14 protein-coding genes and 1 tRNA gene are annotated in these 14,926 nt (G+C 65.4%); 6 read left to right on the top strand and 9 right to left on the bottom strand.

Annotated features, from left to right (window positions below):
- Positions 1–26: 26 nt before the first annotated feature.
- Positions 27–575: a phage neck terminator protein gene (locus tag AC1RB9_RS21090; RefSeq protein ID WP_003454541.1), complete on the top strand. Its 549-nt coding sequence runs from the start codon at positions 27–29 to the stop codon at positions 573–575.
- Between the two features lie 11 nt (positions 576–586).
- Positions 587–1,072, top strand: a complete 486-nt coding sequence (locus AC1RB9_RS21085; protein WP_004353269.1) for a hypothetical protein — start codon at positions 587–589, stop codon at positions 1,070–1,072.
- Positions 1,073–1,092: 20 nt separating this feature from the next.
- Here AC1RB9_RS21085 and AC1RB9_RS21080 read toward each other — a convergent pair whose 3' ends face one another.
- Entirely contained in the window at positions 1,093–1,632 is a 540-nt protein-coding gene (locus tag AC1RB9_RS21080; RefSeq protein ID WP_003112600.1) for a DUF4124 domain-containing protein, read from the bottom strand.
- A 326-nt stretch (positions 1,633–1,958) separates the two neighbouring features.
- Here AC1RB9_RS21080 and mgtE point away from each other — a divergent pair, with 326 nt between their 5' ends.
- Positions 1,959–3,407 (top strand): magnesium transporter, encoded by a 1,449-nt coding sequence (mgtE, locus tag AC1RB9_RS21075; RefSeq protein ID WP_003085996.1) that lies wholly within the window; start codon positions 1,959–1,961, stop codon positions 3,405–3,407.
- 49 nt (positions 3,408–3,456) lie between these two features.
- Here mgtE and AC1RB9_RS21070 read toward each other — a convergent pair whose 3' ends face one another.
- The 3 genes from AC1RB9_RS21070 to rimO all read right to left on the bottom strand — a co-directional run bounded on the left by AC1RB9_RS21070 (position 3,457) and on the right by rimO (position 5,687).
- Positions 3,457–3,849 (bottom strand): hypothetical protein, encoded by a 393-nt coding sequence (locus tag AC1RB9_RS21070; protein WP_003085997.1) that lies wholly within the window; start codon positions 3,847–3,849, stop codon positions 3,457–3,459.
- Positions 3,842–4,303, bottom strand: a complete 462-nt coding sequence (locus AC1RB9_RS21065) for a YehS family protein (protein WP_003104756.1) — start codon at positions 4,301–4,303, stop codon at positions 3,842–3,844. Before AC1RB9_RS21065 ends, AC1RB9_RS21070 begins: the two co-directional genes overlap by 8 nt.
- A gap of 61 nt (positions 4,304–4,364) precedes the next feature.
- Complete coding sequence (gene rimO / locus AC1RB9_RS21060; protein WP_003086001.1) at positions 4,365–5,687, bottom strand: 30S ribosomal protein S12 methylthiotransferase RimO; 1,323 nt, start codon at positions 5,685–5,687, stop codon at positions 4,365–4,367.
- A 246-nt stretch (positions 5,688–5,933) separates the two neighbouring features.
- On the opposite strand from rimO, the gene AC1RB9_RS21055 reads away from it, so the two are divergent.
- A complete protein-coding gene (locus tag AC1RB9_RS21055; RefSeq protein WP_003104754.1) occupies positions 5,934–7,838 on the top strand; it encodes a potassium transporter Kup in 1,905 nt (634 codons plus the stop codon).
- Between the two features lie 54 nt (positions 7,839–7,892).
- On the opposite strand, the gene AC1RB9_RS21050 is transcribed toward AC1RB9_RS21055, so the two are convergent.
- The 3 genes from AC1RB9_RS21050 to mprF all read right to left on the bottom strand — a co-directional run bounded on the left by AC1RB9_RS21050 (position 7,893) and on the right by mprF (position 12,532).
- Complete coding sequence (locus AC1RB9_RS21050) at positions 7,893–8,441, bottom strand: cytochrome b (RefSeq protein WP_003454537.1); 549 nt, start codon at positions 8,439–8,441, stop codon at positions 7,893–7,895.
- 160 nt (positions 8,442–8,601) lie between these two features.
- Positions 8,602–9,885, bottom strand: coding sequence for a virulence factor family protein (locus AC1RB9_RS21045; protein ID WP_003454536.1), 1,284 nt, complete (start codon positions 9,883–9,885; stop codon positions 8,602–8,604).
- Position 9,886: 1 nt separating this feature from the next.
- On the bottom strand, positions 9,887–12,532 hold the full coding sequence (mprF, locus tag AC1RB9_RS21040) for a bifunctional lysylphosphatidylglycerol flippase/synthetase MprF (protein WP_003454535.1): 2,646 nt from the start codon (positions 12,530–12,532) through the stop codon (positions 9,887–9,889).
- 248 nt (positions 12,533–12,780) lie between these two features.
- On the opposite strand from mprF, the gene AC1RB9_RS21035 reads away from it, so the two are divergent.
- Positions 12,781–13,140, top strand: coding sequence for a PA0921 family PhoP regulated protein (locus AC1RB9_RS21035; protein ID WP_003104747.1), 360 nt, complete (start codon positions 12,781–12,783; stop codon positions 13,138–13,140).
- Between the two features lie 14 nt (positions 13,141–13,154).
- Here AC1RB9_RS21035 and AC1RB9_RS21030 read toward each other — a convergent pair whose 3' ends face one another.
- The gene (locus AC1RB9_RS21030; RefSeq protein ID WP_003086015.1) at positions 13,155–13,469 is read right to left on the bottom strand and encodes a hypothetical protein; all 315 of its coding nucleotides are present in this window, start codon (positions 13,467–13,469) and stop codon (positions 13,155–13,157) included.
- Positions 13,470–13,647: 178 nt separating this feature from the next.
- A tRNA-Met gene (locus tag AC1RB9_RS21025) sits at positions 13,648–13,724 on the bottom strand.
- A gap of 146 nt (positions 13,725–13,870) precedes the next feature.
- On the opposite strand from AC1RB9_RS21025, the gene dinB reads away from it, so the two are divergent.
- Positions 13,871–14,920 carry a DNA polymerase IV gene (gene dinB / locus AC1RB9_RS21020; RefSeq protein ID WP_003086018.1) on the top strand — a complete coding sequence of 350 codons (1,050 nt, stop codon included), beginning with the start codon at positions 13,871–13,873 and terminating at the stop codon, positions 14,918–14,920.
- The last annotated feature ends 6 nt before the right edge of the window (positions 14,921–14,926 follow it).

The raw sequence follows: 14,926 nt of genomic DNA, 5'->3' as shown, positions 1-14,926 counted from the left end.
CATCCATCCTGAAAAAGGAGTTCGCCATGTCCAGTGCAACCGTGCGCCTGGATCACGCCGCCCTGCGCGAAACGTTGCGGCAGTTGTTCGGCCTGCCCGCCGGCAGCGTCATCGATGCCGATCAACTGCTGGCCCCGCCGGCCATCCCCTTCATGACCTTGCGCCTGGAGTCCTCGAGCCTGCTTGGCAAGGTGCGGCGGGAGTTTTCCGCCAGTGGCGAGCAGGAGTCCCTGCTGGCCAGTTGCGAGAGCATCTTTCGCCTGACCTGGCATGGACCCGAGGCGCACCAGTACCTGCAGGATGCCCGCTGCCTGCTGCAGTCAGGCAATGCCGGCGAGCGCCTGCGCGTGCTGAAGGCCAGCCTGCTGCGCCTGACACCCATCGAAAACCTGTCCGTCGTGCAGGATGGCCAGGCGCTGGGGCAGGCTCGTTTCGACCTTGTTCTCGCTCACGAACACGTGCTGCTCGTCGACCTCGAGCGCACCGCTCCCGGGCAGGCCTCCGGGGGGGGGGGCAGGTGGAACGGCTTCCTAGAGGTCGTTGCGATGCATCGTAGCGATGCCATCCATACATAGAGGAGAGATCCATGGTCATGTTGATCAGTCGTCGCGTCGGCATCGTTCGCCTGGATGCGGTGATTTCCGAAAACCTCGCGCAGGCTGCCGGGAGTGTCGTCGAGACGGGGCAAGAGGCTGCCGTCAGCGCGCGCGGCGACAAGCTCATCACCATCGTCGGCAGCATTGTCGACCATGCGCCCGCTGACGAGCCGTTGCCCTCCTTGCTGCCGATGGAGGGAGGCAGCCGCGCGTTGAACGAGTACCGTGTGCGCAAGGGCATCGCTGCCTTGACTTCACTGCAAGGCGCTTCCGAAACGGTGGACGTGCAAACGGGATTCCACCTCTATCGCGGTCTGTTCATCACGCGCGTTGTTGCCCGGCGAACCGCAGAAAGAGGATTGAGCCTGACCATAACCGCCAGCCAGAGGCGTGCGCGGCGGGTAGGCGGTAGGCTGCTGAAGACTGTCGTCCGTCTTTTCCATGCAGGCAGGGCGACACCCTGCCCGGCACGCTAAGGGCGATGCCGGTCCTGCTTTCATCGGTATGAGGACGGCCCGGCCTTAGCTCCCGGGATCGACTCGCTCCACCCGGTACCTTCTCTTCCCTTCACACATCCCTCCTGATCGAAGCTCACGCTTCTCGCTCCCCGTCGCTTGTCGGCCTTGTACTGATAACGCACCTCCGCATTGTTCCCGCTGACCCGGTCCGGCTTGCCCAGCGCCCGCTCCACATCGGAGCGGGTCATTCCCGCCATTATCCGCTGCTCCACGATCGCCTTGCGGCGTTCCTTCTCGTCCAGGCGTCTGCCGCAGCGATCTTCTCTTTCTCCGATCACCGCGAGCGGCACGCTTTTCCGGCCGATGGACGCCTTTTTCGTCTTCGTCTCGGCCATCGGCGTGACGCTCCTGCCTCCCGGCGGCGGGTTGTCCGCCACGACGGTCTCGCCGGCCTGCCCGGCGGGGCAACCGAGTTGGGTGAAGCTGACATGGCCGCTGGCGTCTTCGCAGCGGAATACCGCAGCGGCCTCGCAGGTGGACGCCAGCGAGAGGAGGAGAAGGAGGGACAGGGAACGCATGGGCGGCACTCCGGGTCGGATAAGGGTGAGTGCAGGCTAACGCGTTGCCTTTTTCCGCGGGGCCGAGTGTCCTGAGTGAAATTTCCGGCGTCGCAGTCAGGCGTCGAGTGACGATGAACTTTGTGCCGCAAGCGCTTGTTCTTGCCGCCATTTTGTAACGCGCAAAACGCAAGCGGAGTGTTATCATTATCCGTATCTGCCCCGAGAGGGCCCTTGGAACACCCCCATGGACTTACCCAGTAGAAACTCGAACAGTTTCCCGTTTGACCAATCACGTTTCTGATTGACCCCTTTGGCGTGCTCCGCTACTGGGGGTGGAGCGCGCTATGACCGAAGTAGAAGCCAAGAAGCCGCAGGAAAGCCTGCAGGACCGCCTAGCGCAGGTGGTCGAGCTGCTGCATCGCCACAAGGTGGTGGAAGACCTGACCCATCGTCAGGAAGGCCAGCACCATGACCGGGTGGAAAACCTCGTCCACCGGCAGAATCTCGTAGAACTCCAGCGCAAGCTGGAGGAACTGCACCCCGCCGACATCGCCCACATCCTCGAATCGCTGCCGCTGGACGACCGCCTGACGGTCTGGCAACTGGTCAAGTCCGAGGACGACGGCGACATCCTTCTCGAAGTCTCCGACGCGGTCCGGGAAACCCTGATCGCGGACATGGACGACCACGAGATCATCGCCGCGACCAAGGACCTGGACGCCGACGAACTCGCCGACCTGGCGCCGGAACTGCCGCGCGACGTGGTCCATGAACTGATGGAAAGCCTCGACGCGCAGCAGCGCGAGCGAGTGCGTTCGGCGCTGTCCTACGAGGAGGACCAGGTCGGCGCGCTGATGGACTTCGAGATGGTCACCATCCGCGAGGACGTCAGCCTGGAAGTGGTGCTACGCTACCTGCGCCGCCTGAAGGAACTGCCCGGGCATACCGACAAACTGTTCGTGGTCGACTACGACGGCGTGCTCAAGGGCGTGCTGCCGATCAAGCGCCTGCTGGTCAACGATCCGGACAAGCAAGTGCTGGAAGTCATGGCCACCGACCCGGTGACCTTCCACCCGGACGAGGACGGCTACGACGCCGCCCAGGCATTCGAGCGTTACGACCTGATTTCCGCGCCGGTGGTGGACAAGGGCGGCAAGCTGATCGGTCGTCTGACCATCGACGAGATGGTCGACCTGATCCGTGAGGAAAGCGAAAGCGAAGTCCTCAACATGGCCGGTCTGCGTGAAGAAGAAGACATCTTCGCCTCGGTCTGGAAGTCGGTGCGCAACCGCTGGGCCTGGCTGGCCACCAACCTGATCACCGCCTTCGTCGCCTCGCGGGTGATCGGCCTGTTCGAAGGCTCCATCGAGAAACTGGTGGCGCTGGCCGCGCTGATGCCGATCGTTGCCGGCATCGGTGGCAATTCCGGCAACCAGACCATCACCATGATCGTCCGCGCCATCGCGCTCGACCAGGTACAGCCGACCAGCAACAGTCGCAACCGCCTGCTGCGCAAGGAGCTTGGCGTCGCGCTGGTCAACGGCCTGGCGTGGGGCGGAGTGATCGGCGTGGTGGCCTTCTATCTTTACGGCAACTGGGAACTGGGCGTGGTGATGACCGCCGCGATGACCCTGAACCTGCTGCTGGCGGCGATGATGGGAGTGCTGATCCCGATGACCCTGCATCGTTTCGGACGCGATCCGGCGATGGGCTCCAGCGTGATGATCACTGCGATGACCGACAGCGGCGGTTTCTTCATCTTCCTCGGCCTGGCGACGATCTTCCTGATGTAGCCGGAGCGCCACGCGAGAAGCCGCCCACGGGCGGCTTTTTTCATGGCGGTCAGATCAGCGGGGAAACCTTCGGTGGCGACCAGGACAGCACGCTCAGGCAGCGATCGCCGCCATTGACGAAATACTCGTCGACGGCCTTGGTCTCGCGGGCGACGAAGCCCTCGCGACGGCATTCCTGGTCCAGCCAGCCGCCTTGCTCGACCCGGTACAGCCAACCCTCGGATGCCGCACAGGCTGGCCAGAATTCCAGCAGGTCGGCAGCGTCGAGCTGGCGCAGGCCTTCGACTTCGACGAACTCGACGCGCCAGGTGCGCTGGTTGGCGAGGTCGCGGACGAGGATGGTCAGGCCGGCGCGATCCTGGCGGCACTCCAGGAACCAGGGGTCGACGCAGGGCGGCGCCTGGAGCAGAACCGCCAGCAGTGGCTCCGCGCGTTCAGCCACGGACGCGCAGGGTCAGGCCCTTGAGGAAGTTGCGCAGCAACTGGTCGCCGCAGGTCCGGTAGTTGCTGTGGCCGGGCTTGCGAAACAGGGCGCTCAGCTCGGGTTTGGAGACCGGGAAGTCGACGCTGTCGAGGATGGCATGGAGGTCTTCCTCCTTGAGTTCGAAGGCGACCCGCAGCTTCTTCAGGATCATGTTGTTGCTCAACGGCAGCTCCAGCGGCGGTAGCGGACGCGACTCGTCGCGACCGCGGCGCTGGATGATCAGTCCGTCCAGGCAGCGCGCCAGGTAGCGGTCGGGGCAGGCCTGGAAGCCGTCTTCGTCTTCCTTCTTCAGGTAAGCCTCGAGCAGGTCCGCTTCGACTTGCTCGCCGAACGGGGCGGCCAGTTCGGCCAGATGTGCGTCGGGAAGATCCAGCAGGTAGCGCAGGCTGCGTAGTACGTCGTTGTTGAGCATCGTGCTCTCCGGAACGGTTGGCGATGAAAAAGCCCCGCGGGGCGGGGCTCTTCAGGGGGGCTCAGACCAGCTCGGCCCAGAGGTCGTACTCGTCGGCATCGGTGATGCGCACGCGGACCTTGTCGCCCGGCTTCAGCTCGTCGCTGTCGACGAACACGTTGCCGTCGATTTCCGGAGCGTCGGCCCAGGAGCGGCCGACCGCGCCCTGTTCGTCGACTTCGTCGATCAGCACTTCGATTTCCTTGCCCACCTTGAGCTGCAGGCGAGCGGCGGAAATCGCCTGCTGGTGGGCCATGAAGCGTTCCCAGCGGTCCTGCTTGACCTCGTCCGGCACCGGCTCCAGGCCCAGCTCGTTGGCCGGAGCGCCTTCGACGGGGGAGTACTGGAAGCAGCCGACGCGGTCGAGCTGGGCTTCCGTCAGCCAGTCGAGCAGGTACTGGAAGTCTTCTTCGGTTTCGCCCGGGAAGCCGACGATGAAGGTCGAGCGGATGGTCAGTTCCGGGCAGATCTCGCGCCACTGCTTGATCCGGGCCAGGGTCTTGTCCTCGAAGGCCGGGCGCTTCATGGCCTTGAGCACCTTCGGGCTGGCGTGCTGGAAGGGGATGTCGAGGTACGGCAGGAGCTTGCCGGCGGCCATCAGCGGGATCACGTCGTCGACGTTGGGGTACGGGTAGACGTAGTGCAGGCGAACCCACACGCCCATGCTGCTCAGCGCCTCGCAGAGTTCCTTCATGCGGGTCTTGACCGGCTGGCCGTTCCAGAAGTCGGTCTTGTACTTCAGGTCCACGCCGTAGGCGCTGGTGTCCTGGGAAATCACCAGGAGTTCCTTGACCCCGGCCTTGACCAGGCGCTCGGCCTCGCTCAGCACGTCGCCGACCGGCCGGCTGACCAGCTTGCCGCGCATGGACGGGATGATGCAGAAGCTGCAGCTGTGGTTGCAGCCTTCGGAAATCTTCAGGTAGGCGTAGTGGCGTGGGGTCAGCTTGACGCCTTGCGGCGGGACCAGGTCGACCAGCGGGTTGTGTTCGGTCTTCGGCGGCACCACTTCGTGCACCGCGGTAACCACCTGCTCGTACTGTTGCGGGCCGGTGACCGCCAGGACGCTGGGATGCACGTCGCGGATCGCGTGCTCTTCCACGCCCATGCAGCCGGTGACGATGACCTTGCCGTTCTCGGCGATGGCTTCGCCGATCACTTCCAGGGACTCGGCCTTGGCGCTGTCGATGAAACCGCAGGTGTTGACCACCACGACGTCGGCGTCTTCGTAGGTCGGAACGACCTCATAGCCTTCCATGCGCAGCTGGGTGAGGATGCGCTCGGAGTCGACCAGCGCCTTGGGGCATCCAAGACTGACGAAGCCGACTTTGGGAGTGGGGGTGGACATGGCTAACCTCGGTAGGCGGGCGCGCTTGCTGGCGCCTCTGATCAAAAAGTGCGCAATTCTAGCGGCAGCGCCGCGGCTTTTCCAGTCTCCCGTGCAGCTCTTTTCCGGCCCTGGAAAAACTCTCCGCGGGCGCTCGGCAATCGGCTCCCCGGCCTTCTATAGTCATAGCAGTCCGTGGCCTCGGCGCTTGCATCGCGGACGGCATGGGCGCAGCATTTGCCGAATTTTTCCGGGGGAAAGCGTTTCATGAGTGATGCAGCGACGCGTGCCGAGGAGACGTCGGAGGGGCATTCCAGCTCTGCCATCGGCCTGATGGTCGGGGCGGTTGGAGTCTGCTATGGGGATATCGGCACCAGTCCCTTGTATACCCTGAAAGAGGTCTTCATCGGCGGCTACGGGGTGCAGGCCAACCACGATGGCGTCCTTGGCGTGCTGTCGCTGATCTTCTGGTCGCTGGTCTGGGTCGTTTCCATCAAGTACGTGATCTTCGTCCTGCGTGCCGACAACCAGGGCGAGGGCGGGGTGATGGCGCTGTCGGCCCTGGCGCGCCGGGCGGCGGCGCCGTTCGGCAGGCTGCAGACTTTCGTGGTGGTTGCCGGCCTGATCGGCGCGGCGCTGTTCTACGGCGACAGCATGATCACCCCGGCGATCTCGGTACTGTCGGCGGTAGAAGGGCTGGAGATCGCCTTCGACGGCCTGGAGCACTGGACGGTACCGCTGGCGCTTATCGTGCTGATCGGCCTGTTCCTGATCCAGAAGCACGGCACCGCGCGGATCGGCATCCTGTTCGGCCCGGTCATGGTGCTCTGGTTCGGCGCCCTGGCGGCGCTGGGCGTCTACGGGGTGATCCAGCAGCCGGAAGTGCTGCAGGCGATGAACCCTGTATGGGCCGTGCGTTTCTTCAGCTCGCATCCCGGCATCGGTGTCGCCATCCTCGGCGCCACCGTACTGGCGCTGACCGGCGCCGAGGCGCTGTACGCCGACATGGGCCACTTCGGTCGCAAGCCGATCGCCCGTGCCTGGTTCCTGCTGGTGCTGCCGGCGCTGGTGCTGAACTACTTCGGCCAGGGCGCGACCATCCTTTCCAACGCCGAGGCGGCGCGCAACCCCTTCTACCTGCTGGCGCCGGGCTGGGCGCTGCTGCCGATGGTGGCGCTGTCCACCCTGGCCACGGTGATCGCCTCCCAGGCGGTGATCTCCGGCGCCTTCTCCCTGACCCGCCAGGCGATCCAGCTCGGCTACGTGCCGCGGATGACCATCCAGCACACTTCCAGCCACGAGCAGGGGCAGATCTACATCGGCGGGGTGAATTGGGCGCTGATGGTCGGCGTGGTCCTGCTGGTGCTCGGCTTCGAGTCCTCGGCGTCGCTGGCGGCTGCCTACGGCGTGGCGGTGACCGGAACCATGCTGATCACCACCCTGCTGATGGGCGTGGTGATCTGGCGCCTGTGGAAATGGCCGCTGTGGCTGGGCGTCCCGTTCTTCTGCGTGATGCTCGCGGTGGACAGCCTGTTCTTCGCCGCCAACCTGCCCAAGGTGATCCAGGGCGGCGCCTTCCCGGTCATCGCGGGTATCGTCATCTTCATCCTGATGTCCACCTGGAAGCGTGGCCGCCAACTGCTGGTGGAGCGTCTCGACGAGGGCTCGCTGCCGCTCTCGGTGTTCATTTCCAGCATGCGCGTGCAGCCGCCGCACCGGGTCCAGGGGACCGCGGTGTTCCTTACCGCGCGTACCGACGCGGTGCCTCACGCGCTGCTGCACAACCTGTTGCACAACCAGGTGCTGCACGAGCAGGTGGTGCTGCTCACCGTGGTCAACGAAGACAGCCCACGGGTTTCGCCGGATCGCCGTTTCGAGGTCGAGGCCTATGGCGACGGGTTCTTCCGGGTGATCCTGCACTTCGGCTTCATGGAAGAGCCAGACATCCCGGCTGCCTTGCGCCTGTGCCATCTCAACGAACTGGACTTCAGCCCGATGCGCACCACCTACTTCCTCAGCCGGGAGACGGTGATTCCATCCAAGCGCATCGGCATGGCGCGCTGGCGCGAGGGGTTGTTCGCCTTCCTGCTGAAGAACGCCAACGGCAACCTGCGCTATTTCAACCTGCCGCTCAACCGGGTGATCGAGTTGGGAACCCAGGTCGAGATCTGATCCGCTCCGCTGCAAAAAAGCGCGCCCGATTGGGCGCGTTTTTTTGCGCGTTTCTCAGCGCCGTTGCGGCAGCATCCGTACCAGGGTGTTGTCGCGGCTGACGAAGTGATGGAAGAGCGCCGCGGCGGCGTGCAGGCCGATCAGGAAATAACCGGCGTTGCCGATGGTTTCGTGCCATTCCTTGATTTGCCCGGCGAGGTCGGGGTTCTTGTCGACCAGCGGCGGTAGCTCCAGGCCGAAGAACGGTATCGGCTTGCCGGCGGCGCTGAGGATCAGCCAGCCGGCGAAGGGCAGGCCGATCATCATCAGGTAGAGGGCGTAGTGCATCAGCCTGGCCAGCGTCGCCTGCCAGGCGGGGATGGCGGGCTCTATGCGCGGGGTAGGGGTGGCCAGGCGCACCAGCAGGCGCAACCAGACCAGCAGGAAAACGCTCAGGCCAAGCATGAAGTGCCATTGCTTGAGCAGTTCGCGGGTTTCGCTGCCCTTGGGGAAATTGCCCTTCAGTTCGATACAGGCGTAGACCCCGGCGATCAGCAGCAGGGTCAGCCAGTGCAGGACAATGGTCAGGCTCCCATAACGGGATTCGGTGTTTTTCCAGCTCATCACGGTTCCTTCTCTTCGGCTCTCGGGAGCCCGCTCTGCGGCGGGTCGGCCGGTATTCTCGGCGGCTCCGCTGAAGCCAGCCTGAATGCCCCCGGCAGGCTCAGTCTAGCTGGCGCCGGCCGGGGACAAGAAGGGCGGAGCGGGGAGAGCTTGATCGCGATCAGACGTCGGGAGCGTTCTCGCGGTCGCGGATGGCCTGGAGCATCTTCTTCGCCAGGGACAGGTAGTCCTCGTCGAAGTGGTGGCCGCCCGGCAGTTCGAGCTTCTCGCCGACGGCCTGGGATTGGGTACAGCCGCTTTCGTCCTTTTCTTCGGCGCCATAGATGCAGAACACCTTGGCTGCCGGCAACCTGGCCATTTCCGGGCCGGTGGCGGCTTCCTCGCCGGCCTTGCCCAGCCAGCCTTCCACTTCGATCTCGAAGCTGCCGGTCCGCGCCAGCGCCAGCAGCAGCATGGCTTTCACTTGCTGCTGGTCCTTTCCGGGCAGGCGGTTGTAGATCGCCGGCAGGATGTCAGCGCCGAACGAGTAGCCGGCCAGGACGAAACGTTTCGCGCCCCACTTCTCGCGGTAGTGTTGCATCAGCTTGGAGAGGTCGGCGGCGCTCTGTTCCGGGCTCTTGTGTTGCCAGTAGTAGCGCAGGGTGTCGATGCCGACCACCGGGTAGCCCATGCTGGCCATATGCTCGGCAGAGTCCTTGTCCAGGTCGCGCCAGCCGCCGTCGCCGGAATAGAACAGGGTGACGATGTCCGAGGGTTTCGCCGCGGGGACCTCGAGTACCGGCAGGGCCTCGGCGTTGCCTTGCAGTTGCAGGCGCAACTGATGGGCGAGCACGTCGGACAGCGGGGTGTCGTAGTCGCTGATGCTGGTTTCCGCGCTCGACTGCTTGCGGACGAAGACTGCGGTGTCGTCGTCCGGGTTGTCGTTCCAGGCCAGCAGCCACTGGCCGTGCGACGCCTGGTGCGGCAGCGGGGCGTCGCAGTCGCGCTCGGCCAGGGCAATGTCGAAGCCGACCGAGAGCGCCTTGGCCTTGTCGTCGTCCTGGCTGGCGAGCCAGCGCCAGGCGGTGGTCGAGCCCGGGCCGATGCCGGCGACCAGGTTCGGCTTGCCGCCGAGGTGGGCAATGACCGCTTCGAGCCGGGACTGCTGCGCCCTGCAATCGCCGTTTTCCGGGGGGAAGTACTGGATCACCCGGGCGGCGCTGTCGTGAGCCAGGTTCAGCATCTGGGCGTCGTTCAGTTGCTGTTCGGGGGCGGCGATCACCACCACCCGCGAGCGCGGCTTCTCGCCGGGTTCGGCAAGGGTGGCGTGGCCGCCGTCGTCGAGGTCCAGGGCTTCCAGTTTCGCCTGGGCCGCCGGTCGGCTCCAGAGCAGCAGGGCGGCACCGACGATCAGCACCAGGGCGGCGACCAGAAAACGGCGCCAGTGACGTTTCACGACAGACATATCAGCGTTTCACCAATCCAGTCAGGCCGCCGGCGATCAGCGCGGCGGTATCGGCCAGGGCCACCAGCGGGTCGAGCCCGGCTGGCACGGCCAGGTAGCGGGGTTCCCAGTCGGGCTGGAACTTGTCCTTGAAGCGTCGCAGCCCCTGGAAATTGTAGAACTGTTCGCCCCGCCGGAAGACCAGCGCGCCCAGGCGCTGGGTCAACGGCGCGCCGCGCCTTGGCTGGAGCCCGGCCAGCGGCACCATGCCGAGGCTGAAGCGCGCGTGGCCCTTGGCCTTGTAGTGGAGGATGAGGCCGAGCATGAGGAACTCCATGGTCAGCTTCGGCGCGTCCGGGTGCACGCGCATCAGGTCGAGGCTCGCCAGTTCGCGGCTGTCGGTTTCCAGCAGGTTGGCGAAGGCCACCGGCTTGCCCTGGTGGCGGACGATGGCGATGCGGAAGAAGTTCAGGTACGCCGGGGTGAAGCGGCCCAGGGAGAAGCCTTTCTCGCGCACCTGCTTGCCGCCCAGCCAGGCGTCCGATATCGCCTTCAGCTCGTCCAGCGGAGCCTGGCCCGGTTCATGGAACTCCAGGGCCAGGCCGTCGCGCTGGCCGCGGTTCCAGGTGTAGCGCAGGTCTTTCATTTCCTTGCCCTTGTTCTCCAGGTCGAAGCGCAGCAGGTCGACTCGCGCTTCTTCGCCGAGCTTGAGGGCGGTCAGGCCAATGTCCATGTAGAACGGCAGGTTCTCGGCACGCACCTGGTAGAACACCGGGCGGGCATGGTGCAGGTCGCAGAGGTCGCGGAACTGCCAGATCAGTTCGGCGCGCTGCATGGCCGGGCCGATCGGGTCGTACAGGGCGATCATGCTGCGACCGCGGCGGGCGTACATGAGGAAAGCGTCGTCGCCCTCATGGAAGAGCAGGGCCTTGTCGCCGGTCAGGGCCAGGCCGCCATCCGGCTGGTCCGAGTGGCGGATGATCCGCGCCGCGCGCTGCAGCTCTTCCGCGTTCGGCTCGCGGATCGCCGGCGGTGCCGCGCGCAGCAGCCAGCCAAGGGCCAGGGCCAGGAGCAGCAGGCAACTGCCGAGGGCGGCGCGCAGGGCGCGCGGGGCGTCGGCGTCCAGGGCGAACTGCCACCAGAGCTGGTTGCTGTAATGCACGTCCTGGTTGGCGAACAGCAGCAGCCAGACCGAGGCGCCGACCACGCAGATGCTGGCGCCTACGTAAAGCGGCGAGAAGGGGACTTCCATCAGCCGGCTGGGACGGTAGAAGGAGCGGCGGAACATGGCGAGCAGCGCGGCGGTCAGGCTCAGCAGGCTGGCTTCCTCCCAGTCGAAGCCTTTCAGCAGCGAAAGCAGGGCGCCCACCAGCAACAGCACCAGGGTCAGGGCCCAGGCGGCCGACAGCCGTCGGCGCAAACCCTGCGCGAGCAGGAGGCAGAGCACGCCGATCAGGCTGGCGACCAGGTGCGAGGCATCGATCAGGCGATGTGGAATGAGGAAACCGAGGTGTTCCAGGCGGGTGTCGATCGCCGGTGTGGCGCCGGAAAACAGCAGCACGACACCGGAGAGGAAGACCAGGATCGCCAGGATCGGTGCGGCGAAACCCGAGGCGACGCGAATCGCCTGGCGCGTCACCCACAACCGGCGCGCTTCGAGGAACAGCAACAAAAGGCAGGCCAGCAGCAGTGGCAGCACCACATAAATCAAGCGGTACAAGAGCAGGGCCGCGGCCAGCGGCGCGGCGCCCAGTTGGCCGGCGAACGCGGCCAGCAGCACCGCCTCGAACACCCCGACTCCGCCCGGTACGTGGCTGAGTACGCCGGCGGCCAGGGCGAGCAGGTAGACCAGCAGGAACGCCGCGAAGGGTGGGGTTTCCGGCAGCAACAGATAAAGGACGGTAGCGGCGGCGGCGACGTCGAGGGCGGTGATCAGCAGTTGCAGCAGCGATAGGCGCAGGCCTGGCAGGCGCAGGCTGCGGCGGCCGAGGCGGACCAGCAGGCTGTCGGGGGACGGCCGTTCTCCCGGCAGGCGGTGCCGGGCCAGGAACGCCACCAGGCCGACAGCCAGCGACAGGACGGCGATCGCGATGACGGCGACCAGGGCGCGGGGCAGGTGCAGCGCCGACGCCGCATCGTCGAGGTCGCAGAGTGCGGCGAGTGCCGCCAGCACCGGCAGTGCGCAGCCCAGGGAAAGGCTGGCAAATAGCGTCATCCGGGCAATTTCGGCAGCGCCGATGCCATGCCGGGAATACAGTCGGTAGCGTACGGAGCCGCCGGAAAGCAGCGACAGGCCTACCGCATTGCCGATGGCGAAGGCGCTGAAGCCGCCGGTGGCCAGGCTGCGCATGGGCAGCGTGACGCCAGCGAAGCGGCTGGCCGACCACTCGTAGCCGAGCAGGATGACGAAGCCGAGGGCGGTCGCGCCCAGGGCGCCGAGCAGCGCCGGCCTGGGCACGTCGGCGATGGCATCGTGGAGGGCGCCGGGATCGATCTCCCGTAGCAGGTGGTAGCAGGCCACCAGCGCCAGGCCGAACAGCAGCAAGGTGAAGACCAGGCCGATGGGCTGGCGGTAGGCGGTAATCCGATCGATCAGCCGGATGCGTTGTGGGGACGCGGGAGAGCTGGGTGGAGCGGGATGTTCTGGAACGGGAGCGTCGGTGCGCATCAGCCACCTCATGGGAATTTGCGCGACAGAGTATGGCCTCTCGGGCGAGTTCCCAAGTGGTCGCAGCAGATTTTTTCTGTGCGGGGCGGCGTCCTGTCACAGGGAGAAGACCGTCGGGTTTTGCAGGAGTTGCGTCGGCGAAGTGGCCGAAGGCCATTTGCTGGTATTCGTTCAGCGATGGTTCAGCTTGCCGTGGGCATAGTGGCGGCTTGCACTGTCCGACCATTTCCGAGGGGGGAAGGGTGACGATGATCCAGGCGGGCATTCATGTCGGCGCCGGAGTCGTGCTGGGCGTGGCCGCTGGATGGTGGCTGGGGGATTGGGAACAGTCGTTGCAGGTCAAGGACTCGGTGGCGCGGGTCGATTGCCTGTTGTACGGCGCCCTGCTGGTGGTGTTGCTCCGCCACGACGGTTGGTTGCGCCGCCTGGGCCTGCTGGGCCTGGGGCTGTTCTGCGGTTCCCTGCTGGTCTATTCGGTGAATCCAGCAAGCCTGTTCGCTGCGAAAGAGTCCTGGAGCCTTGCGCGGATCTCCATGCGGGCCTTCGGTCCGCTGGTGATGCTGGTCGTGGGGATGGCCTGCGCGCGCCTGGCACACGAGTTGCGCTGACGCAGGCGTTGCGCTCACGCCGGAGTCAGGTGACGCGATTCCTCGCGGTATTCCTTCAACCAGCGCAGCACTTCCACGGCCTCCCAGCGAGAGGGGTCGTACAACGCATAGATCTCGCCCTGGTAGCCGACCACATCGAGCGGCCGGTGGAAGCCGGCGCGCTGGAACAGCGCCTCGATCTCGGCGAAGCAGGTGTTGAAGTGCACGCGGGTGAACGGCGTCTTGCCGTCGGTGACCAGGCCGTCCATCTGCAGTTCGTCCACTGCCTGGCGGATGTCGTCGAGTTCCATCCGGTTCACGCTGCGCTTCAATTGTTCGACGTTCAGCATCTGTCTGTCCTTTCCGTATCCGTTACCGAGCATTCATCGAAGGCTGAGCTGGCTGTACGAATATACAGTTAAATGTGCGATGATGCGAGCGAACGGAGGACGAGGCGATGCAGTGGAGCAGGAGGGGCGGAATGCAAAAAGCCCCGGCGCTATCGCTAGCGCCGGGGCTTTTCGAATGTGGTTGCGGGAGCTGGATTTGAACCAACGACCTTCGGGTTATGAGCCCGACGAGCTACCAGACTGCTCCATCCCGCGTCTGTGTGGGCGCATTCTACGGACTCTCGTCGGGCTGTCAATCGATTTTTCGAAAAAAGTGTTTTTTCTTCAAATGCTTAGCGCTTGCCCAATGTTAGAATTCAGCGCTCCGGGGCAGGCCCGGCGGGGCTTGTAGCGAGATTCCGGTGCGGAAAATCATCCATATAGACTGCGACTGTTTCTACGCCGCCCTCGAGATGCGCGACGACCCCAGCCTGCGCGGCAAGGCGCTGGCGGTTGGCGGTTCGCCGGACAAGCGCGGAGTGGTCGCCACTTGCAGCTACGAGGCGCGGGCCTATGGCGTGCGCTCGGCGATGGCCATGCGCACGGCGCTCAAGCTGTGTCCCGATCTGCTGGTGGTGCGCCCGCGTTTCGATGTCTACCGGGCGGTGTCGAAGCAGATCCATGCGATCTTCCGCGATTATACCGATCTGATCGAGCCGCTTTCGCTGGACGAGGCCTACCTGGACGTCAGCGCTTCGCCGCATTTCGCCGGTAGTGCCACGCGGATCGCCCAGGACATCCGCCGCCGGGTGGCCGAGGAGCTGCACATCACCGTTTCGGCGGGCGTCGCGCCGAACAAGTTCCTGGCCAAGATCGCCAGCGACTGGCGCAAGCCGGACGGGCTGTTCGTGATTACCCCGGAGCAGGTCGACGGGTTCGTCGCCGAGTTGCCGGTGGCCAAGTTGCATGGCGTCGGCAAGGTCACGGCGGAGCGCCTGGCGCGGATGGGCATCCGCACCTGCGCCGACCTGCGCCAGGGCAGCAAGCTGAGCCTGGTGCGCGAGTTCGGCAGCTTCGGCGAACGCCTGTGGGGACTGGCCCATGGTATCGACGAGCGACCGGTGGAAGTCGACAGCCGGCGCCAGTCGGTGAGCGTCGAATGTACCTTCGATCGCGACCTGCCGGACCTGGCGGCTTGCCTGGAGGAACTGCCGACCCTGCTCGAGGAGCTGGACGGACGCCTGCAACGCCTGGATGGCAGTTATCGGCCGGACAAGCCGTTCGTTAAACTGAAGTTTCACGATTTCACCCAGACCACGGTGGAACAGTCCGGCGCCGGGCGCGACCTGGAGAGCTACCGGCAATTGCTCGGCCAGGCCTTTGCCCGTGGCAATCGTCCGGTGCGCCTGATCGGCGTCGGCGTGCGCCTGCTCGACCTGCAGGGCGCCCACGAACAACTCAGGCTGTTCTGATGCTCC

This window comes from Pseudomonas sp. 20-5 (assembly GCF_056782835.1).
The sequence above is the reverse complement of the archived record's forward strand: the minus strand, read 5'-3'. Positions and strand labels throughout refer to the sequence as shown.

Bases quoted from the DNA above. Each gene is read 5' to 3' on its own strand.
- AC1RB9_RS21090 (WP_003454541.1), top strand. From the start codon at position 27: ATGTCCAGTGCAACCGTGCGCCTGGATCACGCCGCCCTGCGCGAAACG.
- AC1RB9_RS21085 (WP_004353269.1), top strand. From the start codon at position 587: ATGGTCATGTTGATCAGTCGTCGCGTCGGCATCGTTCGCCTGGATGCG.
- AC1RB9_RS21080 (WP_003112600.1), bottom strand. From the start codon at position 1,632: ATGCGTTCCCTGTCCCTCCTTCTCCTCCTCTCGCTGGCGTCCACCTGC.
- mgtE (WP_003085996.1), top strand. From the start codon at position 1,959: ATGACCGAAGTAGAAGCCAAGAAGCCGCAGGAAAGCCTGCAGGACCGC.
- AC1RB9_RS21065 (WP_003104756.1), bottom strand. From the start codon at position 4,303: ATGCTCAACAACGACGTACTACGCAGCCTGCGCTACCTGCTGGATCTT.
- rimO (WP_003086001.1), bottom strand. From the start codon at position 5,687: ATGTCCACCCCCACTCCCAAAGTCGGCTTCGTCAGTCTTGGATGCCCC.
- AC1RB9_RS21055 (WP_003104754.1), top strand. From the start codon at position 5,934: ATGAGTGATGCAGCGACGCGTGCCGAGGAGACGTCGGAGGGGCATTCC.
- AC1RB9_RS21050 (WP_003454537.1), bottom strand. From the start codon at position 8,441: ATGAGCTGGAAAAACACCGAATCCCGTTATGGGAGCCTGACCATTGTC.
- AC1RB9_RS21045 (WP_003454536.1), bottom strand. From the start codon at position 9,885: ATGTCTGTCGTGAAACGTCACTGGCGCCGTTTTCTGGTCGCCGCCCTG.
- mprF (WP_003454535.1), bottom strand. From the start codon at position 12,532: ATGCGCACCGACGCTCCCGTTCCAGAACATCCCGCTCCACCCAGCTCT.
- AC1RB9_RS21035 (WP_003104747.1), top strand. From the start codon at position 12,781: ATGATCCAGGCGGGCATTCATGTCGGCGCCGGAGTCGTGCTGGGCGTG.
- AC1RB9_RS21030 (WP_003086015.1), bottom strand. From the start codon at position 13,469: ATGCTGAACGTCGAACAATTGAAGCGCAGCGTGAACCGGATGGAACTC.